Annotated in this window: 23 protein-coding genes and 1 pseudogene; 14 read left to right on the forward strand and 10 right to left on the reverse strand. The window is 69.2% G+C overall.

Annotated features, from left to right (window positions below):
* Positions 1-12: 12 nt before the first annotated feature.
* Together JC881_RS07205 and JC881_RS07210 are read right to left on the reverse strand one after the other, a co-directional pair.
* Positions 13-678 carry a haloacid dehalogenase type II gene (locus tag JC881_RS07205; RefSeq protein ID WP_198785014.1) on the reverse strand — a complete coding sequence of 222 codons (666 nt, stop codon included), beginning with the start codon at positions 676-678 and terminating at the stop codon, positions 13-15.
* Positions 679-694: 16 nt separating this feature from the next.
* Positions 695-955 (reverse strand): hypothetical protein, encoded by a 261-nt coding sequence (locus JC881_RS07210; RefSeq protein ID WP_198785015.1) that lies wholly within the window; start codon positions 953-955, stop codon positions 695-697.
* A 245-nt stretch (positions 956-1200) separates the two neighbouring features.
* Between JC881_RS07210 and JC881_RS07215 the strand changes: the two genes are divergently transcribed.
* The 4 genes from JC881_RS07215 (at position 1201) to JC881_RS07230 (ending at position 5194) form a co-directional block, all read left to right on the forward strand.
* Complete coding sequence (locus tag JC881_RS07215; RefSeq protein ID WP_198785016.1) at positions 1201-2079, forward strand: GNAT family N-acetyltransferase; 879 nt, start codon at positions 1201-1203, stop codon at positions 2077-2079.
* Between the two features lie 11 nt (positions 2080-2090).
* Positions 2091-3044 carry a 2-hydroxyacid dehydrogenase gene (locus JC881_RS07220; protein ID WP_198785017.1) on the forward strand — a complete coding sequence of 318 codons (954 nt, stop codon included), beginning with the start codon at positions 2091-2093 and terminating at the stop codon, positions 3042-3044.
* Between the two features lie 173 nt (positions 3045-3217).
* Entirely contained in the window at positions 3218-4621 is a 1404-nt protein-coding gene (locus tag JC881_RS07225; RefSeq protein WP_198785018.1) for an aspartate aminotransferase family protein, read from the forward strand.
* 78 nt (positions 4622-4699) lie between these two features.
* Complete coding sequence (locus JC881_RS07230; RefSeq protein WP_013539071.1) at positions 4700-5194, forward strand: Lrp/AsnC family transcriptional regulator; 495 nt, start codon at positions 4700-4702, stop codon at positions 5192-5194.
* Between the two features lie 33 nt (positions 5195-5227).
* Here the strand turns inward: JC881_RS07230 and JC881_RS07235 are convergent, their stop codons facing one another.
* A complete protein-coding gene (locus JC881_RS07235) occupies positions 5228-6781 on the reverse strand; it encodes an amidase (protein ID WP_198785019.1) in 1554 nt (517 codons plus the stop codon).
* Entirely contained in the window at positions 6781-7755 is a 975-nt protein-coding gene (locus tag JC881_RS07240; RefSeq protein WP_198785300.1) for a Bug family tripartite tricarboxylate transporter substrate binding protein, read from the reverse strand. The genes JC881_RS07235 and JC881_RS07240 overlap by 1 nt, the downstream gene beginning before the upstream one ends.
* Positions 7756-7948: 193 nt before the next feature.
* Between JC881_RS07240 and JC881_RS07245 the strand changes: the two genes are divergently transcribed.
* A complete protein-coding gene (locus JC881_RS07245; RefSeq protein WP_198785020.1) occupies positions 7949-8860 on the forward strand; it encodes a LysR family transcriptional regulator in 912 nt (303 codons plus the stop codon).
* Positions 8861-9049: 189 nt separating this feature from the next.
* Here the strand turns inward: JC881_RS07245 and JC881_RS07250 are convergent, their stop codons facing one another.
* Positions 9050-10072 carry an AraC family transcriptional regulator gene (locus JC881_RS07250; RefSeq protein WP_198785021.1) on the reverse strand — a complete coding sequence of 341 codons (1023 nt, stop codon included), beginning with the start codon at positions 10070-10072 and terminating at the stop codon, positions 9050-9052.
* 196 nt (positions 10073-10268) lie between these two features.
* Here JC881_RS07250 and JC881_RS07255 point away from each other — a divergent pair, with 196 nt between their 5' ends.
* From JC881_RS07255 to JC881_RS07270, 5 genes and pseudogenes are all read left to right on the forward strand, one after another.
* A complete protein-coding gene (locus JC881_RS07255) occupies positions 10269-11060 on the forward strand; it encodes an SDR family oxidoreductase (protein WP_198785022.1) in 792 nt (263 codons plus the stop codon).
* Between the two features lie 35 nt (positions 11061-11095).
* Positions 11096-12334, forward strand: coding sequence for a styrene monooxygenase/indole monooxygenase family protein (locus tag JC881_RS07260; RefSeq protein ID WP_198785023.1), 1239 nt, complete (start codon positions 11096-11098; stop codon positions 12332-12334).
* 14 nt (positions 12335-12348) lie between these two features.
* Positions 12349-13587 (forward strand): annotated as a pseudogene (locus JC881_RS07265) (styrene monooxygenase/indole monooxygenase family protein); the annotation flags it as partial.
* The gene (locus JC881_RS32680; protein ID WP_332875207.1) at positions 13588-14085 is read left to right on the forward strand and encodes a flavin reductase family protein; all 498 of its coding nucleotides are present in this window, start codon (positions 13588-13590) and stop codon (positions 14083-14085) included. It abuts the pseudogene before it with no gap.
* Between the two features lie 50 nt (positions 14086-14135).
* Positions 14136-15356 carry a dienelactone hydrolase family protein gene (locus tag JC881_RS07270; RefSeq protein ID WP_198785025.1) on the forward strand — a complete coding sequence of 407 codons (1221 nt, stop codon included), beginning with the start codon at positions 14136-14138 and terminating at the stop codon, positions 15354-15356.
* 31 nt (positions 15357-15387) lie between these two features.
* Here JC881_RS07270 and JC881_RS07275 read toward each other — a convergent pair whose 3' ends face one another.
* Positions 15388-16242 carry a LysR family transcriptional regulator gene (locus JC881_RS07275; protein ID WP_198785027.1) on the reverse strand — a complete coding sequence of 285 codons (855 nt, stop codon included), beginning with the start codon at positions 16240-16242 and terminating at the stop codon, positions 15388-15390.
* Positions 16243-16338: 96 nt separating this feature from the next.
* Here JC881_RS07275 and JC881_RS07280 point away from each other — a divergent pair, with 96 nt between their 5' ends.
* Positions 16339-17652: an aspartate aminotransferase family protein gene (locus JC881_RS07280; RefSeq protein WP_198785028.1), complete on the forward strand. Its 1314-nt coding sequence runs from the start codon at positions 16339-16341 to the stop codon at positions 17650-17652.
* A 61-nt stretch (positions 17653-17713) separates the two neighbouring features.
* On the opposite strand, the gene JC881_RS07285 is transcribed toward JC881_RS07280, so the two are convergent.
* The 3 genes from JC881_RS07285 to JC881_RS07295 all read right to left on the reverse strand — a co-directional run bounded on the left by JC881_RS07285 (position 17714) and on the right by JC881_RS07295 (position 21153).
* Positions 17714-19171, reverse strand: a complete 1458-nt coding sequence (locus tag JC881_RS07285; protein ID WP_198785029.1) for a catalase — start codon at positions 19169-19171, stop codon at positions 17714-17716.
* Positions 19172-19321: 150 nt separating this feature from the next.
* A complete protein-coding gene (locus JC881_RS07290) occupies positions 19322-20032 on the reverse strand; it encodes a nitroreductase (protein WP_198785030.1) in 711 nt (236 codons plus the stop codon).
* 89 nt (positions 20033-20121) lie between these two features.
* Complete coding sequence (locus JC881_RS07295) at positions 20122-21153, reverse strand: LysR substrate-binding domain-containing protein (protein ID WP_233101636.1); 1032 nt, start codon at positions 21151-21153, stop codon at positions 20122-20124.
* A 119-nt stretch (positions 21154-21272) separates the two neighbouring features.
* Between JC881_RS07295 and JC881_RS07300 the strand changes: the two genes are divergently transcribed.
* Both JC881_RS07300 and JC881_RS07305 read left to right on the forward strand, forming a co-directional pair.
* The gene (locus JC881_RS07300) at positions 21273-22268 is read left to right on the forward strand and encodes a tripartite tricarboxylate transporter substrate-binding protein (RefSeq protein ID WP_198785031.1); all 996 of its coding nucleotides are present in this window, start codon (positions 21273-21275) and stop codon (positions 22266-22268) included.
* A gap of 48 nt (positions 22269-22316) precedes the next feature.
* Entirely contained in the window at positions 22317-22856 is a 540-nt protein-coding gene (locus tag JC881_RS07305; RefSeq protein ID WP_198785032.1) for a 4-hydroxylaminobenzoate lyase, read from the forward strand.
* A 23-nt stretch (positions 22857-22879) separates the two neighbouring features.
* Here JC881_RS07305 and gcvA read toward each other — a convergent pair whose 3' ends face one another.
* Positions 22880-23779 (reverse strand): transcriptional regulator GcvA, encoded by a 900-nt coding sequence (gcvA, locus tag JC881_RS07310; protein WP_198785033.1) that lies wholly within the window; start codon positions 23777-23779, stop codon positions 22880-22882.
* Between the two features lie 100 nt (positions 23780-23879).
* Here gcvA and JC881_RS07315 point away from each other — a divergent pair, with 100 nt between their 5' ends.
* Entirely contained in the window at positions 23880-24878 is a 999-nt protein-coding gene (locus tag JC881_RS07315; RefSeq protein ID WP_198785034.1) for a Bug family tripartite tricarboxylate transporter substrate binding protein, read from the forward strand.
* Positions 24879-24894 lie beyond the last annotated feature (16 nt).

The following is a 24894-nucleotide window of genomic DNA, read 5'->3' on the forward strand; positions in this document are numbered from 1 at the left end:
ACCGCTGGCGGATCAGAGGCCCACGACGCCGGGAAGTCCGCCGATGTCCTTGATCTCCGTGTAGCGGTAGGCCGGGTTGCCCGGGCCGTGGCCGCGGTTCACGAACACCTTGTTGACGATGCCCATGTCGTCCGCCGACATGAGGTCGTAGCGCAGGCTGGACGACACGTGCAGCACGTCTTCCGGGTTGCAGCCGAGCGAATCGAGCATGTACTCGAAGGCCTGCAGCCGCGGCTTGTACGCCTGCGCCTGCTGCGCGGTGTAGACGCGGTGAAAGGGCGCGCCGAGCATGGCCACGTTCTTCTGGATCTGGTCGTCCGAGGCGTTCGAGAGAATCACCAGCGGGATCTCCTTGGCCACCTTGGCCAGGCCCGCTGCCACGTCGGCGTGCGGGCCCCAGGTGGGCACCGCGTCGTAGTACTTCTGCGCGTCGCTGTCCAGGTACTGGATCTTCCATTTCCTGCACAGGCGCCGCACCGCGTTCTTGAGCACCACCTCGTAGGGCTTCCAGGCGCCCAGCACCTCGTCGAAGCGATAGGCGGTGAAGTTGGCGACGAACTCGGCCATGCGCTCGGTCGGAATGCGGTCGGCGAAGAGGTCGGCGGTCATCTCGTCCATGCGGAACCGGGTGAGGGTGCCGTAGCAGTCGAAGGTGACGTATTTGGGACGGAAGGTCATGGTCTCGAATCCTTTTTCAACGGTGGCGGAAAGATGGTGATTGCGACAAGCTCATTACGAAGTGATTGCAGCACGCAGCCGCTTGGGGGATGTAGGGAAAAACGGCGTCCGCCGCAACGAAGCTGCGGTTTGCAGGGCCGATGACGGCATGCCGTGCGGTCTGCCCTTTGTGCGTGCGGCCATGCACCTCGGTGCGCCGCGCCAAAGCCGGCGAGCACGCTTTTGAAGCGCGGGCCGGCGCCGGCTGCTGGATGTGTCGTGGCGCGAAGCGTTGCATGGCGATGGAGCGATGGAGCGATGGAGCGAAGAGAAGCGGCATGTGGGGAATGGCGATCGATGCTAGGCAGGTTGGCGCAGCATTTGTGTGCGTATGCGGGCGCGCCACCGCAGCGAATTGCAAAACCGGGGCGCGCGGCGGGCGAAGCTTGCGAGTTGCGGCGCAGGCCCGATTCGCTCTGGTGCGGCGCGGCGATGTCGTCCAAGATGGACGCGCAATTTCCACCGCCACAGAGAGTTTTTCCGATGCCCGAACCCACTTCGAACGCACCCGCCATGGACGGCGTGGTGCTCAGGCCGATGACGCCCGCGGACCTGCCGCGCGCGCATGCGCTGTCCGCCGAACTGCGCTGGCCGCATCGCCCCGCGGACTGGGCGCAGACATTCGCGCATGCCGAGGGCATCGCCGCCGAGCGCGACGGCGAGATCGTCGCGACCGGCCAGCGCTGGCTCTGGGGCGAGGGCCACGCCACCATCGGGCTGGTGATCGTTTCGCCCGCGTGCCAGGGCCGCCGCATCGGGCACCGGCTGATGAGTGCGCTGCTCGAAGGCCTGGAAGAGCGCACCGTGCTGCTGCACGCGACCGCCGAGGGGCGCGGCCTTTATGAGCGGCTGGGTTTCGTGCGCACCGGCGAGATGCGCCAGCACCAGGGCATCGCGTTGCCGCCGCCGCTGGTCGCGCTGAAGCCGGGCTGGCGCCTGCGCCCGGCGGGCCTGAACGAATTGCCCGCGCTGCAGGCGCTCGATGCGGCGGCGCGCGGCATGCGGCGCGATGCGCTGATCGCCGATCTGCTGCAGAGCGCCGATGCCTGCGTGGTGCTCGATCGCGACAACGAACCGGTCGGCTTCGCGATGCTGCGGCGCTTCGGTCGCGGGCATTCGATCGGCCCGGTGGTCGCCCCCGATGCCGAAGGCGCGAAGGCGCTGATCGCGCACCTCGCGGGACTGAATGCCGGCCAGTTCACGCGCATCGACATCGACTTCGCAAGCGGCCTGGCCGAGTGGCTCGAGAGCATCGGCCTCTTGCGCGTGGACGCGCCCACGACAATGGTGCGCGGCACGCCGCTGGCCGTGCCGCCGGCGGGACCGACGCTGTTCGCGATCGTCACGCAGGCCGTGGGCTGAAGGGGCGATCCATGGGCACCACCACCACCATCACCACCACCACATTCCTCTACAAGTCGGACCCCGTGCGCGGGCGCCAGTGGGCCGAGGTGTTCGCCCGCCGCCGGCCCGACATCGACTTTCGCATCTGGCCCGACATCGGCGATCCGGCGCAGGTGCGTTTTCTTGCCGCCTGGGAGCCGCCGGCAGACATGGCGGCGCGCTTCCCGAACCTGCAGGTGCTGTTTTCCTCGGGCGCGGGCGTCGACCAGTTCGACTTCGCGGCACTGCCGCCCGCGCTGCCGGTGGTGCGCATGGTCGAGCCCGGCATCGTGCGCGGCATGGTGGAGTACGTGACGCATGCGGTGCTCGGCCTGCACCGCAACATGCCGCAGTACGAGCGCCAGCAGGCGGAGGGCCTGTGGAAGCCGCTGCCGGTGCTGCCCGCCGGCGAGCGGCGCATCGGCGTGCTGGGGCTGGGCTCGCTCGGGCAGGCCGCGCTGGCGCAGCTCGTCGCGCTGGGCTTCGACTGCGCCGGTTGGAGCCGCTCGCGGCACGCGGTCGAGGGCGTGCGGTGCCATGCCGGCGCCGATGAACTGCCGGGCTTCCTCGCGCGCACCGACATCCTCGTGTGCCTGTTGCCGCTGACCGATTCGACGCGCGGCTTCCTCGATGCGCGGCTCTTCTCGCTGCTGCCCGCGGGCGCGGGGCTGGTGCACGTGGGGCGCGGGCCGCAACTGGTGGACGCGCACCTGCTCGCGGCGCTGGCCAGCGGGCAGATCGGCGATGCGGTGCTCGATGTGACCGACCCCGAGCCGTTGCCGCCGGCGCACGCCTTCTGGGGCCATCCGCGCATCCGGCTCACGCCGCACATCGCGAGCATGACGCAGCCGCTGAGCGCCGCGCAGGCGCTGCTGGACAACCTCGCGCGCTTCGAATCCGGCGAGCCGATGGTCGGCCTGGTCGATCGTGCGCGCGGGTATTGAGGGGCGCGATCGGTCGGCTTGAAAAGACGACCGCACGATCTGCTGAGCGCGCCGCACACAACCGCAGCCTGCTGCGCGCAGCACCCCCAAAGCAGCACCACCTCGCGCGATGCGCCGCCTAAGCTGAGGGCACCGAAAGCCTTCTTCGCTCTCGCTTCCACACACACACCGTCATGACGCATCCCACCGCATTGCCCCACCATGCCGCGCTCGACGCGATCGACCGCGCGCACCTCATCCACCCCGTCTCGCCCTGGCGCGTGCACGAGCAGCGCGGCCCGACCGTGCTGGCCTCGGGCCGCGGCGCCTGGTTGACCGACGGCAGCGGCCACGAATTGCTCGATGCCTTCGCGGGCCTGTGGTGCGTGAACGTGGGCTACGGGCAGGAGAGCGTGGTGCAGGCCGCCGCCGAGCAGATGCGCCGGTTGCCGTACGCGACCGGCTACTTCCACTTCAGCAGCGAGCCGGCCATTCGCCTGGCGGAGAAGCTGGTGCAGATCACCCCCGCGTCGCTGACCCGCGTGTACCTGACGCTGGGCGGCTCCGATTCGGTCGATGCGGCGGTGCGCTTCATCGTGCAGTACTACAACGCGACCGGCCGGCCCGCCAAGAAGCAGTTCATTGCGCTGGAGCGCGGCTACCACGGCTCCTCGTCCACCGGCGCGGGCCTCACGGCGCTGCCGGCCTTTCACCGAGGCTTCGACCTGCCGCTGCCCACGCAGCACTACATCGCCTCGCCCTACGCCTACCGCCGCGCCGACGGCGGCGACCCGCAGGCGCTGATCGCGGCGTCGGTCGCGGCGCTGCGCGCCAAGGTGGCCGAGCTGGGCGCCGACAACGTGGCCGCCTTCTTCTGCGAACCCATCCAGGGCTCGGGCGGCGTCATCGTGCCGCCCGTGGGCTGGCTCAAGGCCATGCGCGAGGCCGCGCGCGAGCTGGACATCCTCTTCGTCGTGGACGAGGTCATCACCGGCTTCGGGCGCACCGGCCCCATGTTCGCGTGCGAGGCCGAAGGGGTGGAACCCGACCTCATGACCATGGCAAAGGGGCTGACCGCCGGCTATGTGCCGATGGGCGCCACGCTGATGTCCGAGAAGGTGTACGCCGGCATCGCCGACGGCGCACCCGCCGGCGCGTCGATCGGCCACGGCGCCACCTATTCGGCGCACCCCGTGGGCGCCGCGGTCGCGCTGGAAGTGCTGCGGCTCTACGAAGAAGGCGGCGTGCTGGCCAACGGACAGCGCGGCGCCGCGCATTTCGCGGCCGGGCTCGATGCGCTGCGCGGCCATCCGCTGGTGGGCGATGCGCGCCACCGCGGCCTGCTGGGCGCGCTGGAGCTGGTGAGCGACAAGGCGAGCAAGCGCGGTTTCGATCCGGCGCTCGGACTGTCCGAGCGCATCTTCGCCGCCGGCTATCGCAACGGGCTGGTGTTCCGCTCCTTCGGCGACCACATCCTGGGCTTTGCGCCCGCGCTCACCTTCACCGAGGACGAATTCGCGCAGCTGTTCACGCGGCTCGCGAAGACGCTGGACGACGTGCTCGACGCGCCCGACGTGCGCGCCGCACTGGCTGCCTGAACGGGCCGGCGCGCAAAAGCCCCCGGCATCACCGGGCGACGACGCAGAATCGGACCTTTCCCGTTATCAGGCACCGCCATGTCAGAAGCTTTCAAGATCGACCGCCTGGACCTGCGCATCCTGGCCCAGTTGCAGAAGAACGGGCGCATGACCAACGTGGACCTGGCGGACGCAGTCGGACTGTCGCCCAGCCCGTGCCTGATCCGCGTCAAGCGGCTGGAGCAGGCCGGCTACATCGCCGGCTACGGCGCGCACCTGCGCCTGGAGAAGCTCGGCGACACGCTGACGGTGTTCACCGAGGTCACGCTGCAGGACCACCACCGCGAGGACTTCGTGCGCTTCGAGGCCGCGATCCGCGAGGTGGACGAGGTGCTGGAGTGCCACCTGGTGAGCGGCGGCTACGACTACCTGCTGCGCTTTCTCACGCGGGGCGTGAACCATTACCAGGAAGTGATCGAGGGCCTGCTGGAGCGCAACATCGGCATCTCGAAGTACTTCAGCTACATCGTCATCAAGTCGCCGTTCATCAAGACGCACTGCCCGATCGAACGGCTCTTTCCTCACGAGCATTGACCGGGCTTTGGACGCGGCGAACGCCGCGCATCCTCAGACGGCGGAAATGGAAGCAGAGGCCGCGGTTCCGCCGCCGCCCCGCAACACCGGCGGTGTCCTGACGATCGAAGTCAGCGCGGGTTCGGCCGCGCGCAGCGACGCCAGGTCGGGCCGCGGGCGGCGCAGCTGCGCGTGGGCCGCGAAGGCTTTTTCCATCGCCGATGCCGCGCCCAGCACCTGGTGGTCGGCCCGAAAGCCGCCCACGACCTGCAGGCCGAACGGCATGCCGGCGTGGTCCAGCCCGCAGGGCAGCGAGATGGCCGGATGCGTGGTGAGCGTGACCACGTAGGTGAGCGCCAGCCAGCGGTAGTAGTTGGCCTGCGGCTCGCCGTTGATGTGGGCGGCATACAGCTGCGTCCATGGAAAGGGCGACACCGGCGTGGTGGGCGAGAGCACCAGGTCGTAGTCGGCGAAGGTCGCCTGGAAGCGCTGGATGAGCCGCGTCTGCTCGGCCTGCGCCCAGGCGCTGTCCAGCAGGCTCATGCGCGCGCCCATTTCGTAGTTCGCGCGCGGGTTGGGCCCCAGGCTCTCGGGGTCGCGCTCGTAGGCCGCCTGCATGCCCGCCACGAAGGCTTCCGCGCGCAGCACGTCGAAGCAGCGGTGCGCCTCGCCCATCTCGAAGTCGACGCGGTCGCAGCGGCGAAACAGGTGCCGCATCGCCTCGATCTTCTGGCGGAAGACGGCGCGGATGCGCTCGTCCACGGCGCAGGTGCCGAAGTCTTCGGTCCACGCCACGCGCAGGCCGGCCAGGTCGACCTGCTGGGGCGCGAGAAAGGACATCGGATCGAGCGGATAGCTCAGCGGGTCGCCCGCGTGCGGGCCGGCCGAGGCGGCCAGCTGCAGGCAGGCGTCTTCCACGGTGCGGCCCATGGGGCCGACGACTGAAATGGGCGTCCAGCCCAGGGGCTTGCGCACGCTGGGCACGATGCCCGGCGAGGGCCGGAAGCCCACCACGCCGCACTTGGCCGCCGGAATGCGCAGCGACCCGCCGGTGTCCGAGCCCGTGCACACCGGCAGCATGTCGCAGGCCAGCGCGGCCGCCGAACCGCCGGAGGAACCGCCGGCATTGAGGTTCGGATCGAAGGGGTTGCCCGTGGCGCCCCACACGTCGTTGCGCGAGTTGGCGCCCGCGCCCATCTCGGGCACGTTGGTCTTGCCCGCCACGATGGCGCCCGCGCGGCGCAGGCGCGCCACCAGCTCGATGTCCTGCGTGGGCACGTGGTCGCGGTAGATCGCCGAGCCCCAGGTCGTGAGCAGGCCTTCGGTGGGCTCCAGGTCCTTCACGCCCAGCGGCAGGCCGTGCAGCAGGCCGAGCGTGTCGCCGCGCATCACCGCGCTTTCGGCCGCCGCGGCCTCGGCGCGCGCGCGCTCGAAGCACGTCGCGGTCACCGCGTTGACGAAGGGGTTCACGCGCTCGATCCGCGCAATGCACGCCTGCAGCAGCTCGACGGGCGAGATGGCCTTGCTGCCGATCAGGCGGCGCAATTCGACGGCGGATTTCTCCACGAGCTCGCAGCCCGCGGTGTGAGAGGTGGTGTTCGGCTTCATCAGTCGGCGGTGATGTTCGCGCGCGCCGCAACGGCGCGCATCAGGGGCAGTTCCCGGTTGATGAGTTCGCTCGACGCGGCGGCGTTGCTGAAGGCCGGCTCGAGCCCCTGGCCCAGCAGCTTGGCGCGCGTGTCGGGGTCGGCGATGGTCGCGACCAGCGCTTTCTCCAGCCTGGCCTTCACATCGGCGGGCAGGCCCTTGGGCGCTGCCAGCAGCAGCCACGAATCCATGTCCACGCCGGCGTAGCCGCTCTCTGCGAACGTGGGCACGTCGGGCAGCAGCGCCGAGCGCCTGGCCGTGGTCAGCGCAATGGCCTTGATCTTTCCGCTCTTGAGCTGGGGCATCGCGGCGCTCACCGTGTCGATGCTGAACTGGATCTGGCCGCCCATGAGGTCGGTCATCGCGGGGGCGCTGCCCTTGTAGGGCACGTGCGTCATCTTCAGGCCGGTCGCATGCAGCACGCTTTCGCCGGCGAACTGCGCGGTGGTGCCAGTGCCGAAGGAGCCGTACGAATACTTGCCCGGCGCGGCCTTCACGTAGTCCACGAACTGCTGGACCGTCTGCACCGGCACCTCGCTGTTGGCCAGGAGGATCAGCGCGACGCGCCCCGCGATGCCGATCGGCTCGAAGCTCTTGACCGGGTCATAGGGCAGGTTGGGGCGGATCGCCGGGTTGACGGTGAAGGTGGAGCCCGAACTGAGCAGCAGCGTGTAGCCGTCGGGCGCGGCCTTGGACACATAGCTTGCGCCGACCACCGTGCCGGCGCCCGCGCGGTTCTCGATCACCACGGGCTGGCCGAGCTCCTTGCCCAGGCGCTGCGCGATCACCCGCCCGTTGACGTCGGTCGCGCCGCCCGGCGGGAACGGAATGACCAGCGTGACCGGATGCGAGGGAAAGTCGGCTGCGGCGGCCGGCGCGACGGCGCAGAGCCCGAGCCCCAAGCCGAGGCCGCACAGCAGCGCCGTGCGCGTCATGCGCTCGATGCGCGAGAAATGATTCATCGTGAACTCCTGGGATTTCGACGGGGAATTTCGGCGGGGACTTCAGGGGCCGGCGGATTCATCCTAGGAGCGCCAGGCCGGTGCCACAAGCGCAATGTTTAGAATTTTTCGTTGCCGAATCGGCAATCGATGCAGGCCGCATCGCCTCGCGTCACAGGAGAGATTCATGCCGCTTCGTGCCTTGCAGGAAACCGCCGTTCGCTACTTTCTCGAGGTCGTGAAAACCGGCTCGGTGAAAGAGGCCGCGCTCAAGCTCAACGTGGCGCCCTCGGCGGTGAGCCGGCAGGTGGCGCGGCTGGAGCGCGAGCTGGACACGCTGCTCTTCGAGCGCCATGCGCGCGGCATGCAGCCCAATGCCGCGGGCGAGCTGCTGGCGGCGCATGCCAAGCGGGCGCAGCAGGACATCGAGCGGGTCGCGAACGACATCGCCAGCCTGCGCGGGCTGCGCAGCGGGCATGTGCGCGTGGCGAGCACCGAGGGCTTCGCCTTCGATTTCGTGCCCACGCTGATCGCGCACTTTCGCCGCAAGCACGAGGGCATTCGCTTTCACCTGGAGGTCTGCTCGCTCGCCGATATTTCCAGGCGGGTTCGCGATGGCGAAGCGGACGTGGGCATCACCCTGAGCGCCGTGCCCGAGCCCGGCATCGAGATCGAGCTGCGGCACCCGAGCCCCATCCTGGCCGTGATGGCCAGGGCCCATCCGCTGGCCTCGCAGCGGCAGCTGTCGCTGCGCCAGGTGGTGGGCTACCCGCTCGGGCTTCCGCAGGAGGACAGCTCGATACGCCGCCTGCTGGACGCCAGCTGCACCCGGCAGGGCCTGCACTATGTGCAGGCCATGTCCAGCAATCACGCGAATGCGCTGCTGAGCTTTGCGGCGGCCGGCGGCGGCATCGCCTTCTACGGTGCGCTGTCGATACGCACGTTGCTGCAGAGCAAGGCGCTGGTGGCCATCCCGTTGAAGGACCGCGAAATGAACGCGCGGCACCTGGAGATCGAGACCATGGCCGGCCGGTCGCTCCCCGATGCGTCCAAGGCCTTCGTGCGGTATCTGGTGGACGCGATCAAGGCCAGCGGCTGACGATCGCGCGGCCTCGCACGGCTCGCGCGGCCTCGCGTTGCAAGCGCCGGCGCGCGGAATGCAGGGCCTCGGACGCCGTACCGGCCCCCGTCGAGGCGGCCTTTGATGTCCGAAGAGCATCGGCTTGCCAGGCCGGCAGTCTGGCTCCGCATTGCTTCGCCGCGCCTGCGCGAGTGCTCGCGCGCCGCTTCAAAGGCCTCGAGATACCCGCGTTTCGGACGGCCGCTCCCCGAAGCGCGCACGGTATTGCGCCGCGAAGTGCCCCATGTGAAGAAATCCGTATTTCTGGGCCGCCTCGCGCACGCCGCTCCCTGCGGCGCCGGCCGAGGCCTGCAATTCGGCGCGGACCCTCTCCAGCCGCATCTCGCGCAGGAACTCCATGGGCCCTTGCCCCGCATGCGCGCGAAACGCCATCTGCAACGCCCGCGCACTGCACCCGACTTCCCGGCACACATCGGCCAGCGACAGCGGCTCCTGCGCATGCGCCGCCATGTATTCCTGCGCCCTGCGCACCACCCGCGGCAACAGCCGCCGCTGCGCATCCCCCGCAAGTGCCCGCGAGTAGTTGTGCCCCGCCGACATCAACAGGCTGGACATCAGATAAGCCTCCGCATGCTCCCCCAGCGCGCTGCCAGTCTGCAGCGCATTCCCCGCATCGAGCGTCAGCCGCAGGTAGTCGATGAAGTGCACCAGCGGCGCCAGCGCGGGGTTGTCCAGCGGCACGCCGAGATCGAACACCAGCGCCTGCCCGACAGGCGCCTGCAGCAATGATTCGAGCCGCGTGAGCAGCGCCGAGCGCGCCAGCTGCACGATCAGGTGCGGGCTGTCGTCGGCCCAGCGCATCGAGAGCGGCTCGGTCGGCGAGGGGAGCGACGCGAGCCGCGGCGTCGCATCCACCTGCTGCGCGCCGCAACGGATCTCCGCACCGCCGCGCAGCGGAATCTGGAGCAGGAAAAAGTCCTGCAGATACCCCGGATCGATCTGCACGCCCGGCCCGTACTGCACGTAATTGAGGCTCACGTCCCGGTGCAGCCGCGCGCTGTGGTGGCAGGCGTCCAGTTCGGTGCGGGGCTTGAGCATCACCAGCCCGTGCGGGCAGAACACGCGCGCGACGCTTTCGCGCGCCTCGTCCATGTCGTGGCTCTCGAACAGCCGGTAGCGCTGCAGCGGCAGGGCCTGCAGAGGCAGCGTGGGGGTGGTGACGGTTTCCATGGGGGCGAGGGCACCGTAGCAAAAACCATCCCCGCCCACAATTCGGACCTCCCCTCGGCAAAAACCTGCGCACCAGGGACAGCGCCTGCGTTTGCGGGACGCTTCCAACGCCCGCCCCCTCGTAACGTTCGCCCCACAGGCCAGCCCGGCCTGCGTGATCAATCCATCGATCGACCTACCGAGGAGAGCCAACGTCATGTTCAAGGGACTCGCAGGCAAGAGCGCCATCGTCACCGGCGGCGCCACATTGATAGGCGTGGGGCTCGTGCGCGCGCTGCATGCGGCCGGCGTGAAGGTCGTGGTCGCCGACATCGACGCCGGCAACGGCCAGGCGCTGGCCGATTCGCTGGGCGCGGGCGTGCGCTTCGTGCGCACCGACATCACGGACGACGCGCAGGTGAAGGCGTGCGTCGCCGAGGCGGCGGCGCAGCACGGCGGGGTGCACTTTCTCGTCAACCTCGCGTGCTCGTACGTGGACGACGGCTTCAAGTCGCCGCGCGCCGACTGGCTCACCTCGTTCAACGTGAACGTGGCGAGCGCGGTGGCGATGCTGCAGGCCGCGCACCCGCACATGGTGGCGGCCGGGGGCGGGGCGGTGGTCAATTTCACGAGCATCTCGGCGCGCGTGGCGCAGACGGGGCGCTGGCTCTATCCGGTGAGCAAGGCCGCGATGGCGCAGCTCACCCGCAACATGGCGATGGACCTCGCGCAGGACAACATCCGGGTGAACAGCGTCTCGCCCGGCTGGACGTGGTCGGCCGTGACGGAGCGCCTGAGCGGCGGCGACCGCGCCAAGACCGATCGCGTGGCCGCGCCCTTTCACCTGCTCGGGCGCGTGGGCGATCCGGACGAGGTGGCGCAGGTGGTGCTCTTCCTGTGCTCGGACCACGCGAGCTTCGTGACCGGCGCCGACTACGCGGTGGACGGCGGCTACGCCGCCATGGGCCCCGAGCAGGCCGTGCCCGCCATTCCCCAGCTGATGGACTGAACAGCGCTCTGCGCAGAACACCAAGGAGAAATGAAATGAAGCGAATCGCCATCGTCGGCGCGGGCCAGTCGGGCCTGCAACTGGGGCTCGGCCTGCTCGCGGCAGGCTACGAGGTCACGATGTTCAGCAACCGCACGGGGGAAGACATCCGCCGCGGCAAGGTGATGTCGAGCCAGTGCATGTTCGACACCTCGCTGCAGATCGAGCGCGACCTGGGCCTGGACCACTGGGCGAGCGTTTGCCCCACGGTGGACGGCATCGGCCTGGCCGTGCCGCATCCCGAGCAGAAGGGCGCCAAGGCCATCGACTGGGCCGCGCGCCTGAACGCGAGCGCGCAGTCGGTCGACCAGCGCGTGAAGATCCCGGCGTGGATGGACGAATTCCAGAAGAAGGGCGGTGAGCTCGTCTTCAAGGACGTGGGCATCGACGAGCTCGAAGCCTGCACGCAGAGCCACGACCTCACGCTGGTGGCGAGCGGCAAGGGCGAGATCTCCAAGCTCTTCGAGCGCGACGCGCACAGGTCGCCCTACGACAAGCCGCAGCGCACGCTGGCGCTCACCTATGTGAAGGGCATGGCGCCGCGCGCGCCGTTCTCGGCAGTGTGCTTCAACCTGATTCCCGGCGTGGGCGAGTACTTCGTGTTCCCGGCGCTCACCACGACGGGGCCGTGCGAGATCATGGTGTTCGAAGGCGTGCCCGGCGGCCCGATGGACTGTTGGGCCGACGTGAAGACGCCCGAGGAACATCTCGCGCGCAGCAAGTGGATCCTGGACACCTTCACACCATGGGAGGCCGAGCGCTGCAAGGACATCGAGCTGACGGACGACAACGGCATCCTCGCGGGCCGCTTCGCGCCGACGGTGCGCAAGCCCGTGGCAACGCTGCCATCGGGCCGCAAGGTGCTGGGCCTGGCCGACGTGGTGGTGCTCAACGATCCGATCACGGGCCAGGGCTCGAACAACGCGGCCAAGTGCGCCGACACGTACCTGAAAAGCATCCTCGCGCGCGGCGAGGGCGCGGCCGATGCGGCGTGGATGCAGCAGACCTTCGACCGCTACTGGTTCGGCTACGCGCAATGGGTCACGCAGTGGACCAACATGCTGCTCGCGCCGCCGCCGCCCCATGTGCTCAACCTGCTCGGCAGCGCCGGCGGGGTGCCGCCGCTGGCGAGCGCCTTCGCCAACGGCTTCGACGATCCGCGCACCTTCTTCCCGTGGTTCGCGGACCCCGCGGAGTCGGAGCGCTACATCGCCACCTGCGCGGCCGTCGCGTAACCCGGAGCGGGTGCATGAAGCAGCGACGCGTGGCCATCGTTGGCGCCGGGCAGTCCGGCATGCAGCTCGCGCTCGGCCTGCAGCGCGCGGGGCGCGAGGTAACAGTGTTCTCCAACCGCTCGGCGCGCGAGATTCTCGAAGGGCCGGTGATGTCCAGCCAGTGCATGTTCGAGACCGCGCTGCAGACCGAGCGCGAACTGGAACTGGACTGGTGGGCCGGCGCATGCCCCGCCATCGAAGGCATCGGCATCGCGGTGCGCAACCCCGAGGGCGGCAAGGCCATCGAATGGCGCGCGCGGCTCGACGGGCCCGCGCAGTCGGTCGACCAGCGGCTCAAGATCCCCGCGTGGATGGCCGAGTTCGAAAAGCGCGGCGGGCAACTGGTGCTGAAAGACGTGGGCCTCGACGACCTGGAAACCTGCGCGCAGACGCACGATCTCGTGATCGTCGCGAGCGGCAAGGGCGAGATCTCGAAGCTCTTCGAGCGCGACGATGCGCGCTCCCCGTGCGACCAGTCGCAGCGCGTGCTGGCGCTGACCTACGTGAAGGGCATGAGGCCCGCCGAGCCGTATGCACGCGTGTGCTTCAACCTGATTCCGGGCGTGGGCGAGTACTTCGTGTTCCCGGCGCTGACCACGACGGGGCCGTGCGAGATCATGGTGTTCGAAGGCGTGCCCGGCGGCCCGATGGATTGCTGGGCCGATGTGAAGACGCCCGAGGAGCATCTCGCGCGCAGCAAGCAGATCCTCGAGACCTTCCTGCCGTGGGAGGCCGAGCGCTGCACGCACATCGAGCTGACCGACGACCACGGCATCCTCACGGGCCGCGTCACGCCGACGGTGCGCAAGCCCGTCGCGACATTGCCCTCGGGCCGCAAGGTGCTGGGTCTCGCCGATGCGGTGGTGCTCAACGATCCGATCACGGGGCAGGGCGCCAACAACGCGGCCAAGTGCGCCGACATCTACTTCAAGCGCATCCTCGAACACGGCGACGCGCCGTTCGATGCCGCATGGATGCAGGAGACCTTCGACCGCTACTGGGAGGGCTACGCGCGCTGGGCCACCGACTGGACGAACAGCCTGCTCGCGCCGCCAACCCCGCACCTGCAGAAGCTGCTGCAGAGTGCGACCCACATGCCCGCGGTGGCGAGCACCATCGTCAATGGCTTCGACGATCCGCGCGTCTTCGCGCCGTGGTGGTTCGACGCCGCGGAGGCCGACCGTTTTCTCGAAACCCGGGCGCGCGAGGCGGCCGTGGACCGCTTCGACCGGCGCGACTTCCGCAAGGCGCTCGGCCAGTTCAGCACCGGGGTGACGGTCATCACCACCCGCGCCATCGACGGCCGCCGCGTGGGCATGACCGCCAATTCGTTCTCCTCGGTCTCGCTCGATCCGCCGCTGGTGCTGTGGAGCCTCGCGCGGCAGGCGCCGAGCGTGGCCGACTTCACCGGCGCCAGCCACTTCGCGATCAATGTGCTCGCGGCGAACCAGCATCACCTGTCGCGGCAGTTCTCCACGCCGCAGGCGGACAAGTTCGCCAGCGTCGACTGCTGCGAGGGCACGGCCGGCGTGCCGCTGCTGGAGGGCGCCATCGCGCGCTTCGTCTGCCGCAACGTGAAGCAGTACGACGGCGGCGACCACCTCATTTTCATCGGCGAGGTGGAGCGCTACGATCGCCTGGACGGCGAGCCGCTGGTCTTTCATTCGGGCTACTACCAGGTGACGACCAGGCACCCCGAATGCATGCAGTGAGGCACGCGGCCCCGCACCACTCTCTCACCTCACCCCACGGAGCAGTTCACATGCAGCAAAAAATCCGCATCCAGGCCACCGACGGCAGCGGCAGTTTCAACGGCTATCTCGCACTGCCCAAGGCCGGCAGCGGCCCGGGCCTGGTGATCGCGCAGGAAATCTTCGGCATCAACCACACGATGCGCGAGGTGGCCGACTACTACGCGGAAGAAGGCTACGTCGTGCTGGTGCCAGACCTCTTCTGGCGCCAGGAGCCCGATGTCGAACTCGGCTACAGCGAGGCCGACTGGCAGCGCGCGTTCGCGCTCTACGGCGGCTTCGACGAGGCCAAGGGCATGGAAGACATGCAGGCCGCGATCACGGCGCTGCGCCAGCGGCCCGAAGTGCAGCACAAGAAGGTCGGCGTGCTGGGCTTTTGCCTCGGCGGCAAGCTCGCGTACCTGGCGGCCTGCCGCACCGATGCGGACGTGGCCGTGGGCTACTACGGCGTGGGCATCGACGCCGCGCTCGGCGAGGCCGATCAGATCAAGCGCCCGCTCACGCTGCACATCGCCGAGCTCGACAAGTTCTGCCCGCCCGAGGCGCGCGACCGCATCGTGCAGACGCTGCAAGGCCGGCCCGGCGTTTCGCTCTACGTGTACCCCGGCATGGACCATGCCTTCGCACGCAACGGCGGCGAGCACTTCCACAAGCCCTCGGCGCTGATGGCGCACGAGCGCAGCATCGCCGCGCTCAAGGGCGCGATCGGCCCGAACTACGACCTCTCGGCACTCTGGGACAAGCACTGCGAGTACGAGTTCGGGACGCGCAACGTCGACGACACGATGGGCACCATGGTGGCCGAGCCGTATGTGAACCACATCCCGACCATGACGGGCGGCGTGGGCTACAAGGCGCTGCACGCGTTCTATACGAACCATTTCGTCAACAGCAATCCGCCCGACACCTCGCTGGTGCCGATCTCGCGCACCGTGGGCGCCTCGCAGGTGGTCGACGAGATGCTGTTCTGTTTCACGCACACCACCGAAATCCCGTGGATGCTCCCGGGCGTGCCGCCGACCGGCAAGCGCGTGGAGATCCCGCTGCTCGCGGTCATCAAGTTCCGCGGCGACAAGCTCTACCACGAGCACATCTACTGGGACCAGGCCAGCGTGCTGGTGCAGGTGGGCCTGCTCGATGCGAAGCTGCTGCCGGTGGCGGGCATCGAGACGGCGCGCAAGCTGCTGGACGAGACGCTGCCGTCGAACACCTTGATGCGCGAGAGGGGCTAGGCCGCGGCTGGGGCTGGGCGGGCTAGGCCGCTCAAGCCGCCGGAAGAAACTTCCTGACATGCGCCGCGAATGCAGCCGTCAACGCTGTCGGCGCCTCGCGGTCGAACGCCAGCGTGACCCCGACGCTCGGCAGATCGGGAAACCCTTGCGCTGGGGTGAGGATCTGCAGGTCGTCGGGAACGGCCGTGCGCGTGAGCACGATGACGGCCTGGCCCGAGCGCGCCATGCCGACCAGGCCCGAGAGGCTGCTGCTGGCATAGGCGAGCCGGTAGGCGCGGCCCGCGGCTTCGAGCGCTTGCCTGGGCAGCCGGTGGTCCAGCGCATCGGGTGCGCCCAGCGCGAGCGGCAGCGGGTCCAGCGACGCGGCAACGCCGTCGCGGTGCGCCACCCACACGAGCGGCTCGTGGCGGATCACGTCGCCGGCCGCATCGCTTGCCACCGACACCAGCGCCAGGTCCACCGCGTGCCGCGCCAGCAGCTCGTGCAGCCGCGGCGTCGGCGCGCACATCACTTCCAGCTGCACGCGCGGATGCAGGCTCGCGAAGCTCTGCAAGAGGTACGGCAGGAAGACGACCGCATAGTCGTCAGGGCAACTGAAGCGCAGCACGCCCGACAGCTGCTCGCCGCGCAGCTCGGCCAGCGCCTCGTCGTGCCTGCGCAGCAGTTCGCCCGCGCGCACGAGGAGCCGCTCGCCGGTCGCGGTGAGCGTGACGCCTCGGCCGGTGCGGTGCAAGAGCGGCTGCTCGACGATGCCTTCGAGCCGCTGCATCTGCATGCTCAGCGCCGACTGCGTGCGCCCCACGCGCAGGGCCGCCTGGCCCAGCACGCCGGTCTCGGCGATGGCGACGAAGCTGCGCAGGAGGTCGATGTCCAGCGACTGGCTCACGGCATGAATTCTCCTGATAGCTGATGTCAAAACAATTCGCTTCCCGGCGGGGGCGCCCCTGCGTAATGTGCGTCATTTTGATCGGCACGCATCGACATGAGCAGCAATGAAGAACCCAAGTTCTGGCAGCAGGCCCGGCAGCACCTGGTGCGCTACGGCGGCACCTTCGAGCCGTTGATCATCGAGCGCGCGCAGGGCTGCTTCGTCTACGACGCCGATGGCCGCGGCATCCTGGACTTCACCTCGGGCCAGATGAGCGCGCTGCTGGGGCATTCGCACCCTGACATCGTCGCGGTGGTCACCGAGCAGATCCGCTCGCTCGACCACCTCTTCAGCGGCATGCTGTCGCGGCCGGTGGTGGCGCTCGCCGCGGAAATCGCGCGGCACGCGCCGCCGGGGCTGGAGCGCTGCCTCCTGCTGAGCACCGGCGCGGAGTCGAACGAGGCGGCGCTGCGCATGGCCAAGCTGGTGACGGGCCGGCACGAGGTGGTGGCCTTCACGCAGTCGTGGCACGGCATGACGGGCAGCGCGGCCGCGGCCACCTACAGCGCCGGCCGCAAGGGCTACGGGCCGGCCGCGGCAGGCTCGCTGGCCATACCGGCGCCCAACGCCTACCGGCCGCGCTTCACGACGCCGGACGGCGCGCTCGACTGGCGCCGCGAGCTCGACGACGGCTTCGAGCAGGTCGACCGGCAGTCCACCGGCGCGCTGGCCGCCTTCATCGCCGAGCCCATCCTCAGCAGCGGCGGCATCCTGGAACTGCCGCCGGGCTACATGGCGGCGCTCAAGCAGAAGTGCCAGGAGCGCGGCATGCTGCTGATCCTCGACGAGGCGCAGACCGGCGTCGGGCGCACCGGCCTCATGTTCGCGTGCGAGCGCGACGGCGTTGTGCCCGACATCCTCACGCTCTCCAAGACGCTGGGCGCGGGCCTGCCGCTCGCGGCGATGGTGACGACCGCCGCCATCGAGGAGGAGGCCCACGCGCGCGGCTTCCTGTTCTATACGACGCACGTCTCCGACCCGCTGCCGGCCGCGGTCGGGCTGAAGGTGCTGGAGGTGGTGGAGCGCGACGGGCTGGTCGAGCGCGCGCGTGTCGCGGGCGCGCGTCTTGAAAAGGGACTGCGGGAGCTTCAGTCGCGCCACGCATGCATCGGCGACGTGCGCGGCCGCGGCCTGCTGCTCGGGCTGGAAGTCGTCGCCAGCCGCGAGACGCGCGAGCCCGCCTTCGAACTGGGCGAAGCCGTCACACGCGAGTGCATGAAGCTCGGCCTGAGCATGAACATCGTGAAGCTGCCCTCGATGGGCGGCGTGTTCCGCATCGCGCCGCCGCTGACGATCAGCGACAGCGAGATCGATCTGGGCCTGGAGCTGCTCGACAAGGCGATCGCGACGGCGGTTCGCGGCGCGTAGCGAACGGGGAAAGCCCCGGCGTTCGTGCCGGGGCCCAATCTCAGCTCATCAGCTCATCAGCTCAAAGGCCCAGCGCCTTCGCCACGCCCGCGCCGTAGGCCGGATCGGCCTTGGTGCAGTTGTCGATGTGCCGGCGCTTGATGAATTCCGGCGCGTCGCCCATCGCGCGCGCGGTGTTGCCGAACAGCGCCTCCTGCTGCTCGGGCTTCATCAGGCGAAACAGGTCGCCCGGCTGCTTGTAGTAGTCGGCGTCGTCCTCGCGGAAGTTCCAGAAGTCCGCATCGCCGCGCAGCTTGAGCGGCGGCTCGCGGTAGTCCGGCTGCTCCTGCCACTGGCCGAAGCTGTTGGGCTCGTAGTGCGGTATGCCGCCGTAGTTGCCGTCCACGCGCATCGTGCCGTCGCGGTGGTTGCTGTGCACCGGGCAGCGCGCGGCGTTCACCGGGATCTGGTGGTGGTTCACGCCCAGCCGGTAGCGCTGCGCATCCGAGTAGGCGAAGAGGCGCGCCTGCAGCATCTTGTCGGGCGACACGCTGATGCCGGGCACCAGGTTGTTGGGCGCGAAGGCGCTCTGCTCCACGTCGGCGAAGAAGTTCTCGGGGTTGCGGTTCAGCTCCATCACGCCCACCTCGATCAGCGGGTAGTCCTTCTTGGGCCAGACCTTGGTGAGGTCGAAGGGGTGGTAGGGCACCTTCTCGGCATCGGCTTCGGCCATCACCTGCACGTACAGCGTCCACTTGGGGAAGTCGCCGCGGCCGATCGAGTCGAACAGGTCGCGCTGGTGGCTCTCGCGGTCGCCGCCCACCAGGGCCGAGGCCTCGGCGTCGGTGAGGTTCTCGATGCCCTGCTGCGTCTTGAAGTGGAACTTGACCCAGAAGCGCTCGTTGGCCGCGTTGACGAAGCTGTAGGTGTGCGAGCCGAAGCCATGCATGTGGCGGTAGCTCGCGGGAATGCCGCGGTCGCTCATCACGATGGTCACCTGGTGCAGCGCCTCGGGCAGCAGCGTCCAGAAGTCCCAGTTGTTGGTGGCGCTGCGCATGTTGGTCTTGGGGTCGCGCTTCACAGCCTTGTTGAGGTCCGGAAACTTGCGCGGGTCGCGCAGGAAGAACACCGGCGTGTTGTTGCCCACCAGGTCCCAGTTGCCTTCCTCCGTGTAGAACTTGAGCGCGAAGCCGCGGATGTCGCGCTCGGCATCGGCCGCGCCGCGCTCGCCGGCCACGGTGGTGAAGCGGGCGAACATCTCGGTCTTCTTGCCCACGGCACTGAAGAGCTTGGCGCGCGTGTACTTCGTGATGTCGTGCGTGACGGTGAAGGTGCCGAAGGCGCCCGAGCCCTTGGCGTGCATGCGGCGCTCGGGAATGATCTCGCGGTTCAGGTTGGCCAGCTTCTCGAGCAGCCACACGTCCTGCATCAGCACGGGGCCGCGCGGGCCGGCGGTGAGGCTGTTCTGGTTGTCGACCACGGGCGCGCCGAAGGCGGTGGTCAGCGGGGTCTTCCTGGAGTCATCGGTGGGATTGGTCATGGGTGTCCGTCTTTTGGGGATGAAAGCGGTGCCACTCTACGTTCATTCGATGGCGGTTCACAACCTCGCCCTATGGCCATGCGGGGCGCTTGCCCGAAAGGGAGAGCGCGGTGGCATACGAAAGGATGAGTGCGCCCTCACGCAGAGGCCTCACGCCGCGTCGTCGAAACCGTGGAACGTCGCGAACGCCTGCACCGGGTCCCTGGGCATCGCAAGGCGGTGCAGCGCCGCATCGGTCTGCGCGTAGCCCAGCGACATGCCGCACACCACCGTCTGGCCCGGGGGCAATTGCAGGCATTCGCGGATGACCGGTTCGTGCCGCACGAAAGACACCTGCGGGCAGGTGTCGAGCCCGCGCGCCTTGGCCGCGAGCATGAAGGTCTGCAGGAACATGCCGTAGTCGGCCCAGCTGTGCGGCATCAGCCGATCGTCGATCGTGAAGATGAGGCCGATGGGCGCATCGAAGAACAGGTAGTTGCGCCCCGTCTGCGTGTAGCGCGCGGCCGCATCCGCGCGGTCGATGCCCAGCGTCGTGTAGTAGCGCGCGCCGAAATCCGATTGCCGCGACCTGCACGGCGCGGGCAGGTCGCCCGGAAAGTGCCGCGAGGCCGGCAGGTCGTCGCGCTCGTGCGAGCGCAGCAGCGCCTGGCTGAACCGGCGCTTGGCGTCGCCTTCGAGCACATGCACCGACCAGGGCTGCGTGTTCGAGTTGCTCGGCGCGCAGCGCGCGACCTCGAGAATTTCAACGACCAGCGCCTTGGAAACCGGTGTGGACTGGAAGGCGCGAACCGCCGCGCGCGAGCGGATGACCTCGTCGACAACGCCTCGCGCCGCGTCGTCCTTGGGGGGAGTTTTCGTCATGGCGCGATGCTCGCACGCAGGTGCGCGGCTGCCCATTGAAACTTGCACAGCATGGGTATGCACGCCGTCGGATTTGGGTGGGTTACCCCTTAGCTCACGCTGCGCGAGGCGCCCTCGCCGCGCGTGGATTCCGCAAGCTCCGTGAGCTGCTCCCGGAGCCAGACGTGGGCCGGATCGTGCTCGTGGCGCCGGTGCCATATCGCGCGCAGGCTCACGTTCGCCACCTCGTAGGGCAGGGGCTTCGCATGCAGGTCGCCGCGGCGCACGAAGGCTTCGGCGAGCGGCGCGGGCACGATGGAAACCATGTCGGTGCCCAGCAGCAGATCGGGCACCGCGAGCGAGTGCGGCACCGTAATGCGGTAGCGCGGGCGCCGGCCGATGGCCGCGAGCGCGTCTTCCAGCGCCTGCCGGTCGAACATCTCCGACTGGCGCGCCAGCCCGCGCTCGACGATGTAGCCGCTCACCGCGCCTTCCTCCTGGCCGCCGAGCGACACGGTGACCAGCGGAAATTCCGCCAGGTCTTCCACGCGGAGGTGCCGACGGCGCAGCGGATGGCCCTTGCGCATGACCAGCACGTCCTCCTGCGTCCACACCGGGCCGCTCTGGAAGCGCGCCGGCACCTCCGCGAAGATGCCGATCGCCAGGTCGATGCGGCCCACGTCGATCTGCTCGGCCAGATCGAGCCGCGTGGACGGCCGCACGACCAGGTCCACCGCTGGCGCGAGGGCGTTCACGCGGTGGCTCAGGTCCACCAGCAGCACCGAGGTCACGTAATCGTTCGCAGCCAGCACGAAGGTGCGCGAGGCGGTGGCGGGATCGAAGGGCTGCACGCCCAGCGTGTCGTGGATGCTGCGCAGGGCCTCCCGCAGCGGCGCGGCCATGGCCAGTGCGCGCGCGGTGGGCTCCATGCCGCGGGCGGTGCGGATGAAGAGCTCGTCCTGCAGCGCTTCGCGCAGGCGCGACAGCGCATGGCTGATCGCGGACTGGCTCAGGTGCAGCCGCTTGCCCGCGCGCAGCAGGTTCTGGTCCTCGAAGACGGCATCGAAGACGCGCAGCAGGTTCAGGTCCATCCGGCTCGGGTTCACCGCCATCTCGTTCTCCTCATGTTGCACGCGCTGCATTGTCGTGTTGCAGATTCATCGCTTCCAGTGGCGGATGCCCGGTGGCACCGTTCGCCCATGCGTTGCCGTCGAACCGGAACAGCGCCGAGACAGGGCCGAGACAAACAACTGGAGCAATCATGGTGCATCACATTTCGAGGCGGACTTTCGCCAAACGCGCTGCGTGTTTCGTGCCGGGCGCGGCGCTGCTGCCGGCTTTCGCATTCGCGCAGGCCGATGCGGCGATGGGGCGGCTCATCGTGGGCTATCCGCCCGGCGGCACGCTCGACCAGACCGCGCGGCGCCTGACCGAAGCGTGGCGCACGCAGGGCCGGCCCTACCTGGTGGACAACCGGCCGGGCGCCGCCGGGCGCATCGCCAATGCGCAGCTCAAGCGCGAGAAGCCGGACGGCAGCGTGCTCCTGTGCACGCACACCTCGGCCATGACGATCTACCCGCACGTCTACACCCGCCTCGCGTACGACCCCGCGAAGGATTTCAGGCCCGTCGCCCTGCTGTCCTCCGCGGCCTGCGCCCTGGCCGTGAGCAGCGCCGTGCCGCCCGAAGTGAAGACGCTGGCCGACTACGTGCGCTGGCTGAAGCGCACCGAGACCGGGCGCACCTACGCATCGCCCGCGGCCGGCTCGCTCGCGCAGTTCCTGGGCTACCGCTTTTCGCAGGCGGCGGGCGTGCCGCTCACGCACGTGGCCTATCGCGGCTCCGCGCCCGCGGTGCAGGACCTGCTGGGCGGCCAGATTCCCGCCTACCTCGGCTTCGTGGGCGACTTCCTGCAGTACCTGGACAGCGGCAAGCTGCGCCTCCTGGCCGTGACCAGCGAACGCCGCTCGCGCTTTCTGAAGAACGTGCCGACCTTCGCGGAGCAGGGCTTCGAGACCGTGACCGGGCTGGAGAGCTACGGCGTCTACGCGCCGGCCGCCACGCCGGAGAAAACGGCGGCCGCGCTCGCCGAAGCCACGCAGGCCGCATCGCGCGACAGCACGCTCATCGCCGGCCTCTCGCAGATCGGCCTGGAAGTGGCCTACCTCGGGCCGGCCGACTGCGTGCGCCTCATCGCCGCCGAGCAGGAGCGATGGAAGCCGGTGGTCGCGGCCTCCGGCTTCAAGGCCGACGAGTAAGGCGGGCAAGCAAGAAAACCCCTCAAGCAAAAAAGGAAAAACCACCCCATGACCGAGCAGGAAAAACTGATCGAGACCAGCCTTCCGTTCCTCGCGGAAATCCAGAACATGACCACGGGCACCGAGGTGGAGCAGTGGCTCAACGCCACCTATCCGCCGGGCTCGCCGCTCTACGACGCGCTGGCCGCGCTGGTGCAGGCCGGCGTGCGCGACGGCTGGGCCGCCAACGTCGAGATCCAGGGACGCAGGTACCGGCGCGCGCGGCTGTGCGATCCGTCGGCGCGCACCTTCGGCTTCAGCATCACCGCGGTCTACATGGACAGCGCGGACAACACGCAGGGCAACCCCGAGGGGAGCTTTCGCGGCGACTACCACGCGCACCCCTACGGCGAATTCAACATGGTGGTGCCGCTGAACGACGGTGCCGCGCTGGCGGGGCCCAACGGGTGGTGCTACGGCGGGTGGACCGCGCCCGCGCCGGGGAGCCATCACTATCCGGAGGCCAAGGGCGGCGCGGTCATCGCGCTGTTCTATCTGCCGGCGGGGCGGATCTCGTACGACATGAAGGCGCCGGGCATCACGTCGTAGCGCACGCGTCGCACAAGTCTTGTTCAGGCCTCGCTGGACGCGGCTTCCGCTGCGATCCAGCTCTCGAAATCGCGCACGCGCTGGGGCACCGGCCGGTCCGCGCGCCAGGCCATGAAGTAGCCGCCCTCGGTGGGCACGCGCAGGTCGAAGGGCGCCGCCAGCCGACCGCTGGCCAGGTCGTCGCGCACGAACGCGAAGAGGCCCACCATCACGCCCAGCTCTTCGGCCGCCGCCTGGTAGGCCATGGCGGCGTTCTCGAACTGCAGGCCGCGCCGCGTGTCGATGCCGGGCGCGCCGGCTGCCGCGAGCCAGGTCTGCCAGTCGTGCGGCCGGTTGAGCGAACTGAGCAGCGCCTGGTGCGCAAGATCGGCCGGCGCCTTCAGCGGCGGCTCGCGCCGCAGCAGCGCGGGCGCGCACACCGGCAGCAGCGTCTCGCGGAACAGCAGCCGGTAGCCGGGGCCGACCGGCGGGCTCGGCTCCGAGTGGATGCTCACGTCGATGTCGTCGCGCTCGAAATCGGTCGGCTTGTGCGAGGTGGTGATCTGCACGTCGATGCGCGGATGCAGCGCATGAAAGCGCGCGAGCCGCGGAATCAGCCAGCGGATCGCAAACGTCGGCGGCAGCTTGATGCGCAGCAGCCATTCGTCGGGGCTTTGCTGCTGCAGTTGGCGGGTGCCGTGCTCGATCTGGTCGAGGGCCACCCGCATGCTCGCGAAATAGCTCTCGCCCGCGGGCGTGAGGCGGATGCCGTGCCGCCCGCGCTCGAAGAGCTGCACCCCGAGCCAGTCTTCCAGCGTGGCGATGTGCCGGCTGACGGCGCCCTGCGTCACGAACAGCTCCTGCGCGGCGCGCGTGAAGTTGCCGCAGCGCGCGGCCGCCTCGAAGGCGCGCAAGGCGTTGAGCGGGGGCAGTTTGCGTGTCATGGGGTATGAAGTTTACTCATGCCTGCATGCCTTTATTGTGATTGCGAAGCGTGAGGGTCGAGGCATAGCATGCGCTCATTACAAAGACAGGAGACACGCGATGACGATGAAGAAACTGCATGCCTGCTTGCATTCGTGCCTGATGACCGCGGTGCTGCTCGGCGCGCACGGCGCGGCATCGGCCGATGACTCGGCCGCCAAGGGCTATCCCGCCCAGCCGATCAAGCTGATGGTGCCGTGGCCCGCGGGCGGCGGCGTGGACACCACCGCGCGCATCGTGTCCGAGCTCTTGGGCCATCGCCTGGGCCAGCCCTTCGTGGTGGACAACCGCGCGGGCGCGGGCGGCAACATCGGCACCGAGCTCGCGGCGCGTCAGAAGGCCGATGGCTACAACCTGCTGATGTCCTCGATCAGCCCGAACGCGGTGAACATCAGCCTCTACACCAAGCTGGGCTTCGATCCGGTGAAGGACTTCGAGCCGATCGTCTACGTCTCGGCCGTGCCCAACATCCTGGTGGTGCCGGCCAACTCGCCGTTCAAGACGGTCAAGGACGTGATCGACGCGGCGCGCGCGAACCCGGGCAAGCTGAACTACGGCTCGGGCGGCATCGGCTCCTCGCAGCATCTGGCCGCGGTGCAGTTCGCCGCCGCCGCGAAGATCGACATCGTGCACGTGCCCTACAAGGGCACCGCGCCGGCCGAGGCCGACCTCGCGGCGGGCCACGTGTCGCTGATGCTCGACACCACCACCTGCCTGCCCTTCATCGCCGGCGGCCGCATGCGCGCGCTGGCCGTGGCCTCCAAGGTGCGCAACCCCGCGCTGCCCGATGTGCCGACCTTCGACGAGGTGGGCCTGAAGGGCGTCTACGCCTCGTCGTGGTACGGCCTCTCGGCGCCGGCCGGCACGCCGCGCCCGATCATCGACAAGCTCAACGCCGAGGCCAACGCGGTGCTCAAGTCGCCCGAGCTGCAAAAGCGCATGGCCGCCTTCGGCGCCGAGGTCGGCGGCGGCACGCCCGAGGACTTCGGGCGCTTCATGGCGAGCGAGACCAAGCGCTATGCGGAGATCGTGCGCATCTCCGGCGTGAAGCTCGACTGATCCCCTTTTCATTTCT

The organism is Variovorax sp. IB41 (assembly GCF_016405905.1).
In the GTDB taxonomy this organism is placed as follows: domain Bacteria; phylum Pseudomonadota; class Gammaproteobacteria; order Burkholderiales; family Burkholderiaceae_C; genus Variovorax.